Origin of the sequence: Bacillus cereus, assembly GCF_025917685.1 — a bacterium.
GTDB lineage: Bacteria > Bacillota > Bacilli > Bacillales > Bacillaceae_G > Bacillus_A > Bacillus_A cereus_AT.
In genome coordinates, this window is record NZ_CP089518.1 from 3,918,126 (window position 1) to 3,930,916 (window position 12,791).

The following is a 12,791-nucleotide window of genomic DNA, read 5'->3' on the forward strand; positions in this document are numbered from 1 at the left end:
CCCTATTTCTTTAGCTCGTTTAAAAAGCTTGTTCCGTATTCTGGCATTTTCACACCGAAGTTTTCTGCTACAGTTGCACCAATATCAGCAAATGTTTGACGAAGTGCTAATTCTTGTCCGCCTTCTTTCATGCTTGGGCTATATGCTAATAACGGTACATATTCACGTGTATGATCAGTACCAGGATGTATTGGATCATTACCGTGGTCTGCTGTAATTAATAATAGGTCATCTTCTTTTAGTTTTTCGAATACTTCTGGAAGACGTGCATCATATTCTTGCAGAGCTTCTCCATATCCTTGTGGATCACGACGGTGACCGAATAATGCATCAAAGTCAACTAAGTTTAAGAAGCTAAGACCTGTAAAGTCCATGTTTAATGTATCTACAAGCTTATCCATTCCATCCATGTTAGACTTCGTACGAAGTGATTCCGTTACCCCTTCGCCATCATAAATATCAGAAATTTTACCGATAGCAATTACATCGTAGTCACTATCTTTTAATTCATTCATTACTGTGCGACCAAATGGTTTTAATGCATAGTCATGACGATTTGGTGTACGTGTGAATTTTCCTGGTTCTCCAACGAATGGACGAGCGATAACACGTCCTACCATGTACTTCTCATCTAACGTTAGTTCACGGGCAATTTTACAAATTTTATATAACTCATCAAGTGGCACTACTTCTTCGTGTGCTGCAATTTGTAATACACTATCAGCAGAAGTGTAAACGATTAAAGAGCCTGTTTCCATTTGCTCTTGACCAAGCTCATCAAGAATTTCTGTTCCAGAAGCTGGCTTATTACCGATAATTTTACGGCCCGTTTTTTCTTCTAATTCATCAAGTAATTCTTTCGGGAATCCTTCAGGGAATACTTGGAATGGTGTATCAATGTAAAGGCCCATAATTTCCCAGTGACCTGTCATTGTATCTTTACCGGTAGACTTCTCTTGCATTTTTGTATAATATCCAAGCGGTTTCTCTACTTTAGAGATCCCTTTCATTTCACGAATATTACCAAGACCTAATTTCACCATGTTTGGCATGTTTAATCCATTCATATGTTCAGCGATATGACCAATTGTATCAGAACCTAAATCACCAAACTGCTCAGCATCAGGTGCCTCACCGATTCCCACAGAGTCCATCACGACTAGGAAAATACGTTTATATTTATTCATAACTGCGACCTCCTATATGTTCAGTTCTACTTCTTGTAGTATGTTCAAAACGCTATAAAGTGAAACTGTTATCAATGGGAATTATCTTTCGTCCTCATTATTAAACAGTACTGCTTTAAATCATTCTCTAACTTTTTCGTTTTACTTTCAAACGAATCAAAAAAATTTCTAATTTTTTCTAAGTCAGATGTCAGACATCTGATATTGATATCATAACATGTTTACGCTTTCTTTTTAATACATTTTCGTAGAATTTCTTATTTTATTCACACTTCTATTGTAATCCATTCTGCGAAGAAGTGCTAATTATTTTATAACATATTTCCTAATATAAAAATAAAAAGCAGCTCTAAAGAGCTGCTTTTTATTTTACTTCTACTGTTTCTTCTTTGTGTTCATGTAGTTCGCCTTTTCTTACATGAACTTTCACTTTATAAGCACCATTCTCTTTGAAAGTATGCTTACTTTCATATTCGCCTTTATTCCCCTCTTTTGCTGGAATAAATTCATGCTTTTCAACGCCGTCTTTCCAAATTTCAAGTTGTACTTCAGCACCAGTTAGTGCTTCTTCTTTTTGTTTTAAATGAACTTTCATTGTTGATTCAGCATTTGCTTTTATGTCACCAGCCATAAGGTGAATCATTGTGTCACTTTTATGATCGCCGTGTCCTGCACTGTGATCGCTATTTTCTTTTTTCGCATCTTCAACTTTCGCATTTCCCACAGCCACTTTTACTCCCGGCATAACATGCATTTCACGTGCATTTGTATGAGCAATAATATGATATACTCCATCAGTTTCGAACGTTTTCTCTACCGCATAAACACCTTTTCCTTTATGCTTACCATCTAACATCTCGTGTTTTTCGTCGCCTGTTTTCCAAATTTCAAACTTTACATCATCAGCATCTGTTACTTTTTCTTTTCCTTGTGTAACAAGTGCTTGTACTTCTGTTTTTTCACCAGGTTTAATTTCCTTCGGATTCGTTTGAACTGCTACTTCTACAGCTTCAAGTTTCTGTTCTTTTTTCGGTTCTTTTTTCGCTTCTTCTTTGTTTGTATTACAGCCAGCCAATGCTAGCATCGCGATAAATAGCGTCATAATAAGTTTTTTCATCATCATTTCCTCCTTCATACTTTCTTTAGTATAGAGGAAATACATTGTAATATTCCAGTCTTCTGCTGAAAACAATATACGAAATATTTGTGAAGTTTCTGTGAAACGGTTTGCTCTTCTTAATCTATGAAAAAAGAGCATAGTAACTATGCTCTCGGATGAAACTGTTTATATACATCTTTTAATCTAGTTTTTGAAACATGCGTATAGATTTGCGTTGTTGAAATATCTGCATGTCCAAGCATTTCTTGCACGGCACGTAAGTCTGCCCCATTTTCTAATAAATGCGTAGCAAACGAGTGACGCAACGTATGCGGTGTAAGCTCTTTTTCAATATTTGCTTCTTTCGCTAATCGTTTTAAAATTTTCCAAAACCCTTGTCTTGATAATCGATTACCATGATGGTTTAAAAAGAGTGCATCCACTGCTTTTTTACCCATCAGTTCTCTTCTTCCTTTTTCAATATACCTTTGAATTGCTTCCGTTGCTAAGCTTCCTAATGGAATAATTCTTTCTTTATTCCCTTTCCCTATACAGCGGACAAATCCCATAGTCAAGTGTACATCTTCTAAATTTAATGCAATTAATTCTGAAACACGAAGTCCTGTTGCATACAATAACTCCAACATTGCCTTATCACGAATCCCAAAAGCACTCACCGCTTTCGGAGTCTGAAGTAATGCTTCTACTTCGTCAATCGATAATACTTTTGGTAATTTCCGTTCCCCTTGCGGCGTTTCAATATGTACCGATGGGTCATGCTCCACCGCTCGTTCACGAAGTAAAAATTGGTGAAACGAACGAATCGATGCAATATGACGTGCCAATGTTTTTGAAGATTTTCCGTTTTCTTTTAAATACTGCAAAAAGTTAACAATGTGTATACGCGTCACTTCATGAAATGTCTTCGTCTGTTCTACATTTTGCAAATACTTCACATAGCTTTTCAAATCACGTTCATAAGATACAACTGTATTTTTCGCTAACCCTTTTTCAACAATCATATAATGAATAAAATCTTTTAATTGATCTTCCAATATACACTACTCCCCATTTTCATAGAAAAACATCATTCTATTTACGAAAGCATCCTTTGCCGGCTCCTCATTCCCTGATACTTTTTCTACAGTCTCTTCTTTTGGCTTTTCATAACGATGGTAACTTTCATATTCTTCATTTATCCATAGTATAGCGAAATAAAACAAAATCGTACAACTCGTAAATAATAAAAATACTTTCATCCCATCAAAAGTTAATTTTAAAGCTCGGCGCATTGTAAATTCCTCCAAAATATAAGTTATTACAACATATGCCAAGCTTTCACCAATTTATACCTTATTCAAATAAAAAACCTCTTCCTAGTTAAATAGGAAAAGGTTATTTTTCATCCGTTTCATTTTCTTGACAACTTTTACAAATCCCATGGAATGTTAAACGATGATCTTTCACCTTAAAGCTCCAGTCTCGTTCTACTTTATTCTCCACTTCACCAAGTAAATCTTCTTGTATTTCTTGTACAGCACCGCATTGTGTACAGATTAAATGGTGGTGGAAACGCTGTGCACCTTCTTGGCGTAAGTCATAGCGTGAAACACCGTCTCCGAAGTTAATCTTATCGACAACTTTTAACTCAGACAATAACTCTAAAGTTCTATAGACGGTTGCTAATCCGATCTCTGGCGACTTTTCTTTTACAAGGAGGTATACATCTTCTGCGCTTAAATGATCTTCTTCATTCTCTAGCAGCACACGAACTGTTGCTTCACGTTGTGGTGTCAATTTATAGCTCGCTGCATGTAATTGCTTCTTAATTCGTTCAATTCTTTCTTCCATTCGGTACTACTCCCTCCTCGCCACTCTTACACCATTATATCAGAAGAAGGGCTTCTGTCAAAAGAAAAACAATAAAAACAAATTGATAATTATTCTCAAAAAGTATTTATTGTTTATTAATAGCTTCCACGACTTCTTTCATTAAAACTGGTGATGCATATGCTTCGATACTAGAAGCAATAGCTAACACCGCTCCAATCACTAGAAAAAAGCATGTATAGCGAATTAGTAACGGTAATAGTGGCTCGGTTATTTTCCGGATAAATTGGTGCCTAATCATTCTCAAAGAAAAGCTTGCAGCAATTGTTGTCATAACGAGAAATACAGGAATTATAATTAGATTTTGTGGTAATACAGATACAAATGCTAATAATAGTCCATTCCATCCGTGCTGACTTACTAAAAAACCTACTGTAAATCCAACAACTACTCCTTTCAAAAATAGTAAAATAAAAATGAGTGGTAACCCAATAATCGAAATCCCCAAAATCCAAATAAAGCCGATGTATTTTAATTGCGAAAAGTAACTTTCTCGAAACATTTCGCCCGCAATAGCAAATTCTCCTTTAGAAACTTGTCCAAAAAAACGCTGTAAATAAAATGATAAATCTTGCTTTTGGTTTATTTGTAAACTATTCACAAGAATCGCTCCAAATATTACTCCCATCAATAATAAAACAGCATTAAATATATATAATGAAGAGTTTTCCTGTATGTGAGACATTACACGGTCTTGCCAAGTTTTTCGCCACATTTTCCTTCCCTCCGTTCACACTCTTACTAAAAATGTATGAAAGAAAGAAAAAAAGTATGACGAATTAACATTGAAATTCCGCTCTACTTTGCTAAACTAAATAGTAGAGAATAGGAGGGATTTCTCTTGAAACCATTATTATTAGATTTTCCAACATTATTTCAAACTGAGCGCTTGCAAGTACGTAAGCCGTTTCCAGGTGACGGTACAGAAGTATATGAAGCAATCCAAGCTTCTCTAGAAGACTTATTACCGTGGATGCCAATTACAGCTGAAACAGAAGAGAGTGCGGAAGAACTTGTTCGCGAAGCTCACGGACAGTTTTTACTTCGTGAAACACTTGATTTTCACTTATACGATAAAGTATCTGGTACATTCATCGGAGCTATTACTCTTAAGCCTGAAAACTGGGACATTCCAAAGTTTTCACTTCACTTCTGGTTACATAGCGCCTATACAAAACAAGGCTATATGACAGAAGCTGTTAAAGGTGCGATTCAGTTCGCTTTTGATAAGCTAGGTGCTAGAAGAATTGAAATTCGTACTGATGCAACAAACGTGAACGCATGTAACTTAGCAGAACGTCTAGAATTTATTTTAGAAGGTACTATGGAAAATGATTTCCTAGCACCAGATGGTAGCTTACGCGATGCACGTGTATATGCAAAAATTAATTAAAAAACACTCGCCTAAGGCGAGTGTTTTATTTTTGTAATTGTAAATATTGCACAGCGAACATCGTCTTCGCATCATGAATGCGAAGATCTTTCATAAGATCAATCGCTTCTTCTAATGACACTTCCATTAACTCCACAAATTCATCTTCATCTAAAGCTGCTTTATTTTCTTTTTGTTTTAATCCTGTCGCCTTATATACATATAAAATCTCATCTGCAAAACCAGGTGATGTATAAAAAGATGTAATAAGCTCCATATTTTCACATACATATCCTGTTTCTTCTTCTAATTCACGAACTGCTGTTACTTCTGGCTTTTCTCCAGGTTCTAACTTCCCAGCAGGGATTTCCACAATTGCCTTTTCAAGAGCTTTACGATACTGCTCGACAAGTACAATTTTCCCTTCATCAGTAATAGCAATAATAGCAACTGCCCCAGGGTGATTTACGATTTCACGTTTACTCATTTCTCCATTTGGTAATACTACTTCATCAACACGAACTTTTATAACTCTACCATCAAAAATCGGTTCAGTTTTTACTGTTCTTTCTGCAAGACTACTCATACTACTTCATCTCCCTGTTCTATTTCCTAATCGTTCTTCATACATTTTACCACATTGAAAGGAGCGTGATAGAAATGAAAGTTTATATTTTACCAAATCGCGTCACTTTAGTCGGCAAAGCGTGGCAAATTCGTCATAAGCTAAAACAATATGGAAAAGAGTATACAACTGTGCAAGAGTGGATTACAGCAAACAAAAAGTAAACGTTTGTCAACCTCCTTTCCCTTTCGTACAATAAAGATAAGGAGGTTGACCTATGAAAAAACGTCAATTAGGAAACTCAGATTTATATGTTACGGAAATTGGATTTGGCTGTATGTCTCTCGGTACATCTGAGGCTGAAGCTATGCGTATTATCGATGAGGCTATCGATTTAGGAATTAACTTTTTTGATACAGCGGATTTATACGATTATGGATTAAACGAAGAATTTGTTGGAAAATCCTTAAAAGGGAAACGAGACCAAATTGTTCTTACAACGAAGGTTGGAAATCGATGGACAGAAGAAAAAAACGGCTGGTCTTGGGATCCTTCTAAGGATTACATAAAGGCTGAAGTGAAAGAAAGTTTACGTAGACTTCAAACTGATTATATTGATCTTTATCAACTTCACGGCGGGACGATTGAAGATCCTATAGATGAAACAATTGAAGCCTTTGAAGAATTAAAAAAAGAAGGTATCATTCGCCATTACGGTATTTCTTCTATACGTCCAAATGTCATCCGTGAGTATGCCAAACGTTCAAATATCGTTAGTGTACTAATGGAATACAGCCTTTTAAATCGTCGCCCTGAAGAATGGTTCCCACTTCTAAATGAACATCAAATTAGCATTATTGCTCGTGGACCACTTGCAAAAGGAATTTTAACTAACAATAATGCAAGAAAGATAGAAAGAGTAAAAGAAAAAGATTACCTTTCTTATTCTTACGATGAATTATATACGACACTCGCGAGTGTAAAAGAAATAATCGGAGAAAGCTCTTTAACAGGAACAGCTATTCAATATTGCTTACATAACGAAACTGTTGCAGCTGTTATACCTGGTGCAAGCTCTATTCAACAATTGCAAGAAAATATACAAGCTAGTAAACAAACAGAATTAACAAAAGAAGAATATATACTGCTTCAGCAAATTGCTAAATGTGATACCTATGCTTTACATCGTTAAAAAGACGCTACCAGATGGTAGCGTCTTTTTATAGCGTATCATATTTATCAGGATTCGTTCCTACATGTAAATTACGATTTAACGTATTAATTTGATCCATCTCTTCTTCAGTTAATGAAAAATCAAAAATAGTAAAGTTCTCTTTAATACGAGATGGCGTAACAGATTTAGGAATAGTCACAATCCCACTTTGAATATCCCACCTTAATATAACTTGTGCAGGTGTCTTTTCATATTTTTTAGCAATATCTTGAATAATTGGATGCTGGAATACTTCGCCGCCCCTCATTAAAGGACTCCAAGCTTCCATTTGAATTTGCTCACCTTGACAGAAATCACGCAATTCAAATTGTGCTAACATTGGATGAAGTTCCACTTGGTTTACCATCGGCTTCACTTTGCAATTTGGTAATAACAGTTCTAAATGATGTTTATGAAAATTAGAAACACCAATGGCACGCACTTTACCTTCTTCATATAGCTTTTCTAGAGCACGGTACGTATCAACATACTTCCCTCTTATCGGCCAATGGATTAAATATAAATCTACATAATCCATTTGTAATTTCTTTAAACTTTTTTCAAACGCCTCAAGAGTCTCCTCATACCCTTGATCGTCGTTCCAAACTTTTGTTGTAATAAACAAGTCTTCTCGCGGGATTCCAGATTCACGAACTGCTTCTCCGACACCGCTTTCATTTTCATATACAGTTGCTGTATCAATCGAACGATATCCAACTTCTAACGCTGTTTTTACTGCTTGTTTAACTTCGTCGCCTTCTTTCGCTTTATAAACGCCTAGACCAATCATCGGCATTTTCACACCATTATGAAGTGTAGTTGTTGGAATATGCACAGTCTTTCTCCCTTTCATTGTTACATTTTTATAAACCATAACTTTATTTCAACAAGATTCATCCAAAAAGTCAAAACATATGTACAGTTTACATAATAATTTTATACCCCTTTAGAAAGTAACATGAACTCAGTCGTTCACGTTACTTTCTATCCATTCTTTCGCTTTTTCATCAACATTACGTACAAACTCATTTTTTCCTTCTGTATACAACGTGCCATCATATGTATATTTTTCAGCTAGTTCTTTCTTTAAAGTCGCATACGCCTCTGCTTCTTCACAATGAACCATCATATAATCACGAAATGCTAAATGCCTTGTAATCTCAGGATTTCCTTTTTCAAACACGTGTAAGTGATACGAGCGTTTTTCCTCGGTTCCATGAATAAAAAAACGACGTCCTGAAATACCATTTTCCCCTTTTACGATGTATCCAAGCTCTTTAAAACGTTCATTCCAATGATCTACTTTGGTGATACTTTCTACTTCCATAATCATATCTATAATTGGTTTAGCTGCCAGTCCTGGCACTGACGTACTTCCAATATGATGGATTTTCACCGTTTCTGGCATTGCCAATTTTAATCTTTCGGCCTCCATTTGAAATTTCTCACTCCAATGATTTTCATACGGAACGACTACAATTTTCCTCATTCTAACTCCCCTTTTCTTACAAACTCGTCAAAAAAATGATCAGTGGCATCTCACTGATCATTTTTTATTATTTAAAGTCTTTCCAAGTAAGGTTACTTTCACTTAACAGTTCTTCAAATGATTTATTCTTTTCACGTTCTTTTTGTTCTTTACGTTTTCTTTCTTGCTCTGCTACCTCTTTTTTCTCTTCTCTCACTTGCAACTCTTTTTTCTTATTCTTTAATTGTTGCATTAACGAATCGTTCAATTGATCACCTAGTGTAAGCGATTCTTTCTCTGGTTGATTCATTTGAGAGTGTCTTTGCATTTGTCTTTGCTTCTTTTTCTTCATACTACTCACCTTTTACTTTTTTCTCCATTATAGAGGATACACAGTGAAATCGACAATAAAAAAGGTGTATTACTCCCCGATTCTCTATTATTCTTTTTTGTAAATATGTTAATTTTTCGAAAAAACTAAATTTTATTGTAGATATAATCCTAGTAATCTATTAAAATTATGTCGTATGATGTCAGATTATAAAAAAAGGAGAAATTAATTATGTGGAAAAAAATTATTCCTGCTGTCGCTATTTTAAGCACCATGACTTTTTCAAGCGTGTTCGCCGCTCCTCCATCTCAGACTCCTGCTGAACAAAACCGATACATAGACGTACAAATGCTTGGTATTAATGATTTCCATGGACAACTAGACACTGTAAAAAAAATTAACAATAAAGAAGCTGGCGGCGCTGATTATTTAGCTACTTATTTAAAAGAACGTAAAAAACAAAACCCTAATACACTTCTCGTACATGCCGGTGATATTGTCGGCGCCAGCCCACCAGTTTCCGCATTATTACAAGACGAACCAACAATTGAATTTTTAAATGACTTAAAGTTTGATGTTGGTACAATCGGAAACCATGAATTCGATGAAGGTATCGATGAAATGAAACGCCTCATTTACGGTGGTTACCATGAAAAAACAGGGAATTTCAAAGGAGCAAACTTCCCTTATGTCGCTGCAAACTTCTATAATAAATCAACTGGCCGCTTATTTTTACCACCATTTACTGTAAAAATGGTTGACGGAGTTCCTGTAGGATTCATTGGAGTTGTTACAACGGATACGCCAAATGTCGTTATGCCTACTATGCTTAAAAATGTAGAAATCACTGACGAAGTAGAGGCTATTAATAAATCAGCGCAACAATTAAAGCGTCTCGGCGTTAAATCTATCGTAGTCCTTGCGCATGTCGGCGGAACAACTGATGAGTCTGGTGTAACAAATGGAGACCTCACTCGAATTGCAAATGAAACAGATCCAGAAGTTGATGTTATTTTTGGTGGACATAGTCATACGTATGTAAATGGTACAGTTAATAATAAACTTATCGTCCAAGCGAACTCTTACGGAACGGCTTTCTCAGATGTAGATGTAACAATTGATCGTAAAACAAAAGATATTGTTAAGAAAAAAGCTGAAGTTATTACAACATATCATGAAGGTGTAGAGCCTGATAAACAAGTAAAACAAAAGCTAGACCAATATAAAGAAAAAATCGCACCGCTTGTAAATGAAGTTGTCGGAAAATCTACAGCAGCTATCGACCGTAAACAAAACGATGCTGGTGAGTCTACTCTTGGAAATGTAATTGCCGATGCACAGCGACAAACAATGCAAGCGCAAATCGCTCTTATGAATCCTGGCGGCATTCGTAATGACTTAGACGCTGGAGATATTACATGGGGCGAATTATACGGTATTCAGCCTTTCGGGAATCAATTAATTAAAGTAGATTTAACAGGTCAAGATATTCGCGAGATTTTAAATCAACAATGGCAAAAAGGTGCAACGAGAATGCTCCAAATCTCAGGTATTCAATATACTTGGGATGCAAATAAACCGAATGGTGAAAAGGTTACTAATATCCGTTTAACAAATGGTGAAGAATTAGTTTCCACGAAAACGTATAGCGTAGTTGCAAATGCTTTCCTAGCTTCGGGTGGTGATGGATTCGTATCATTTAAAAATGGAAAAAATGCTGAAACGGGGCCAAACGACTTTGAAGCGTTAGTCGATTATGTAAAACAATTGAAAGAGCCAATTCAGCCAATTATTGATGGACGGATTCAAAAATTAAATTAAATATTTTTCAAATAACTGTATGTGCTGTAAATGGGAAATGTCGTTCCCTATAAAAGGAGCACTTTTCATTACAAATTATACGCACATACCCTTTAACTTTTTCGTAATATACATGAACCTGAAAAAGGATACTCGTTCTTACTTTGAACATAGTATCCTTTTCTTCATTTATCTAAATGTGATACCTCATTAAAATCATATCGTTGCAAAAATTCCTGTAGTGCCTCTTCTACAATTTTAGACTTTTGAATCCCTTTAACTTCGGATATAACATCTAATCTCGCTAATATTTCCGTATTAATAGAAAAGGTTCGTTTCTTTTTCTCTGAAATTCCACTTATAATCGGCACGCTTACTTCTTCTCTTTTTCTTAACAATTCATAAATACTTTGCAATTGTTCATAAATTAGTAATTGATAATCCGTTTTTGCATATTGAAGGGCGGCAGTAGCTTCTTGGAGTTGCAAATGACGCGGTTCTTCTCCATCGCCTATAAAGACACGCTTTTTCTGCTCCCCATCATATTCATATCCAATCACCCTTAATTTTTTGGATAAAGTATAAGGGCTCATTTCAAGACGTTTCGCTATAATAGCGATTGATTCGCGTCTATTTAAAGAATCAATAATTTCTCCAATCGTCACATTCTCCCTCCTCCCTTAATTACCTAAACTTGAAATCACACCAGTATGTTATGATACAATGATTTTCTAGTAGTATATGCAACAGAAAGAGCCTGTGCGATTCATACCATTTAAGAAAAGGAGGTTTACATATGCTTTTTCGTAGCTATACACCTCAGTTTTATAACGAAAAGAAGCAATTAATCCCTAACAGTATCGCTACGATAGAAAGCGTTATGATTAATGACCGGAAACAATCTCTCCTTATACGCGGGCAAAACGTGGAACAGCCTATTTTATTATGCTGTCACGGCGGGCCTGGTATGGCACAAATTGGCTTTATTCGTCATTTTCAAAAAGAGTTAGAAAAGCACTTTATCGTTATTAATTGGGATCAACGCGGGGCTGGTAAATCCTTTTTATGGCGAGATATCCAAACAAATTTTACGATTAATCAATTTGTTTCAGATGCAAAAGAAGTCATTCAATATCTTCTTAAAAAGTTCAATAAGAAAAAATTAATTCTTGCCGGTCATTCATGGGGAAGTATTATCGGACTAAAAGTCGCTAGTCAATGCCCTGAATATATAGAAGCATACATCGGCATCGGTCAAATCGTACACATGAAGCAAAACGAAGAATTACTATATCAACATTTAATTAGCTCTGCAAAAAAACATGACCATAAAAAAGCATTAGCTTCTCTTTTAAAATTAGGGAAACCGCCCTTTTTAGATACACGACGTCTCATCATTCAAAGAAAGTGGCTTGGCACATTCGGTGGAGCAATCCAAAACGGATCTTCCTTTTCTTTCATACGAAAAGGTTTCTTTTCTCCTGAATATACGCTATTAGATTGGTTCAAATTTCTCGCAGGAAATTTAAAGTCAGGAGTTTTATGGGAAGAGATGCTAACAATCGATTTCTTTTCGTCTATTTCAAGTTTATCTGTTCCGGTTTATTTTTGTTCTGGTCGCTATGATTATCAAACTCCTTACGCACTCGTTCAACAATATTGCGATATTATTCACGCTCCGATAAAAAAAATGATTTGGTTTCCAAACTCGGCACACTCTCCAGATTTAGAAGAGCCTGAACTATTCGCTCAATCTTTACAATCAATTAAACAAGAGCTATCTTTTCAACATGCATAACGACAGGCTCTTTTACATTTCATAAAAAACATTTTATAATAATATGTCGCAAGTATATGTCACTGCAA

Annotated in this window: 16 protein-coding genes; 5 read left to right on the top strand and 11 right to left on the bottom strand. The window is 35.6% G+C overall.

Features of this window, described 5'->3' with window-relative positions:
- Positions 1 to 2 precede the first annotated feature (2 nt).
- The 6 genes from deoB to spoIIM all read right to left on the bottom strand — a co-directional run bounded on the left by deoB (position 3) and on the right by spoIIM (position 4,891).
- Complete coding sequence (gene deoB / locus LUS72_RS20270; protein WP_097830797.1) at positions 3 to 1,187, bottom strand: phosphopentomutase; 1,185 nt, start codon at positions 1,185 to 1,187, stop codon at positions 3 to 5.
- Positions 1,188 to 1,551: 364 nt separating this feature from the next.
- Positions 1,552 to 2,307, bottom strand: coding sequence for a FixH family protein (locus LUS72_RS20275; protein ID WP_141533244.1), 756 nt, complete (start codon positions 2,305 to 2,307; stop codon positions 1,552 to 1,554).
- 143 nt (positions 2,308 to 2,450) lie between these two features.
- Entirely contained in the window at positions 2,451 to 3,341 is an 891-nt protein-coding gene (xerD, locus tag LUS72_RS20280) for a site-specific tyrosine recombinase XerD (protein WP_097830795.1), read from the bottom strand.
- Between the two features lie 6 nt (positions 3,342 to 3,347).
- On the bottom strand, positions 3,348 to 3,578 hold the full coding sequence (locus tag LUS72_RS20285) for a YqzK family protein (RefSeq protein WP_001250436.1): 231 nt from the start codon (positions 3,576 to 3,578) through the stop codon (positions 3,348 to 3,350).
- Positions 3,579 to 3,681: 103 nt separating this feature from the next.
- Positions 3,682 to 4,137 (bottom strand): ferric iron uptake transcriptional regulator, encoded by a 456-nt coding sequence (locus LUS72_RS20290; protein ID WP_097830794.1) that lies wholly within the window; start codon positions 4,135 to 4,137, stop codon positions 3,682 to 3,684.
- 106 nt (positions 4,138 to 4,243) lie between these two features.
- A complete protein-coding gene (gene spoIIM / locus LUS72_RS20295; RefSeq protein WP_097830793.1) occupies positions 4,244 to 4,891 on the bottom strand; it encodes a stage II sporulation protein M in 648 nt (215 codons plus the stop codon).
- A 126-nt stretch (positions 4,892 to 5,017) separates the two neighbouring features.
- Here spoIIM and LUS72_RS20300 point away from each other — a divergent pair, with 126 nt between their 5' ends.
- Positions 5,018 to 5,569, top strand: a complete 552-nt coding sequence (locus LUS72_RS20300) for a GNAT family N-acetyltransferase (protein ID WP_097830792.1) — start codon at positions 5,018 to 5,020, stop codon at positions 5,567 to 5,569.
- Between the two features lie 25 nt (positions 5,570 to 5,594).
- Here LUS72_RS20300 and LUS72_RS20305 read toward each other — a convergent pair whose 3' ends face one another.
- Entirely contained in the window at positions 5,595 to 6,134 is a 540-nt protein-coding gene (locus LUS72_RS20305; RefSeq protein ID WP_097830791.1) for an NUDIX hydrolase, read from the bottom strand.
- A gap of 74 nt (positions 6,135 to 6,208) precedes the next feature.
- On the opposite strand from LUS72_RS20305, the gene mciZ reads away from it, so the two are divergent.
- Entirely contained in the window at positions 6,209 to 6,337 is a 129-nt protein-coding gene (gene mciZ, locus LUS72_RS20310) for a Z-ring formation inhibitor MciZ (protein ID WP_000870295.1), read from the top strand.
- Between the two features lie 53 nt (positions 6,338 to 6,390).
- The gene (gene lolS, locus LUS72_RS20315) at positions 6,391 to 7,305 is read left to right on the top strand and encodes an aldo/keto reductase (RefSeq protein ID WP_264448206.1); all 915 of its coding nucleotides are present in this window, start codon (positions 6,391 to 6,393) and stop codon (positions 7,303 to 7,305) included.
- Between the two features lie 28 nt (positions 7,306 to 7,333).
- Here lolS and LUS72_RS20320 read toward each other — a convergent pair whose 3' ends face one another.
- From LUS72_RS20320 to LUS72_RS20330, 3 genes are all read right to left on the bottom strand, one after another.
- Positions 7,334 to 8,161, bottom strand: coding sequence for an aldo/keto reductase (locus LUS72_RS20320; RefSeq protein ID WP_000548008.1), 828 nt, complete (start codon positions 8,159 to 8,161; stop codon positions 7,334 to 7,336).
- A gap of 129 nt (positions 8,162 to 8,290) precedes the next feature.
- Positions 8,291 to 8,815: a GrpB family protein gene (locus tag LUS72_RS20325; protein WP_097830789.1), complete on the bottom strand. Its 525-nt coding sequence runs from the start codon at positions 8,813 to 8,815 to the stop codon at positions 8,291 to 8,293.
- A 67-nt stretch (positions 8,816 to 8,882) separates the two neighbouring features.
- Complete coding sequence (locus LUS72_RS20330; protein ID WP_141533243.1) at positions 8,883 to 9,146, bottom strand: YqkE family protein; 264 nt, start codon at positions 9,144 to 9,146, stop codon at positions 8,883 to 8,885.
- Between the two features lie 210 nt (positions 9,147 to 9,356).
- Between LUS72_RS20330 and LUS72_RS20335 the strand changes: the two genes are divergently transcribed.
- Entirely contained in the window at positions 9,357 to 10,946 is a 1,590-nt protein-coding gene (locus LUS72_RS20335) for a bifunctional metallophosphatase/5'-nucleotidase (RefSeq protein WP_071746979.1), read from the top strand.
- A gap of 164 nt (positions 10,947 to 11,110) precedes the next feature.
- Here the strand turns inward: LUS72_RS20335 and LUS72_RS20340 are convergent, their stop codons facing one another.
- Positions 11,111 to 11,590 (bottom strand): ribbon-helix-helix domain-containing protein, encoded by a 480-nt coding sequence (locus tag LUS72_RS20340; RefSeq protein ID WP_097830788.1) that lies wholly within the window; start codon positions 11,588 to 11,590, stop codon positions 11,111 to 11,113.
- A 131-nt stretch (positions 11,591 to 11,721) separates the two neighbouring features.
- Here LUS72_RS20340 and LUS72_RS20345 point away from each other — a divergent pair, with 131 nt between their 5' ends.
- The gene (locus tag LUS72_RS20345; RefSeq protein ID WP_097830787.1) at positions 11,722 to 12,723 is read left to right on the top strand and encodes an alpha/beta fold hydrolase; all 1,002 of its coding nucleotides are present in this window, start codon (positions 11,722 to 11,724) and stop codon (positions 12,721 to 12,723) included.
- The last annotated feature ends 68 nt before the right edge of the window (positions 12,724 to 12,791 follow it).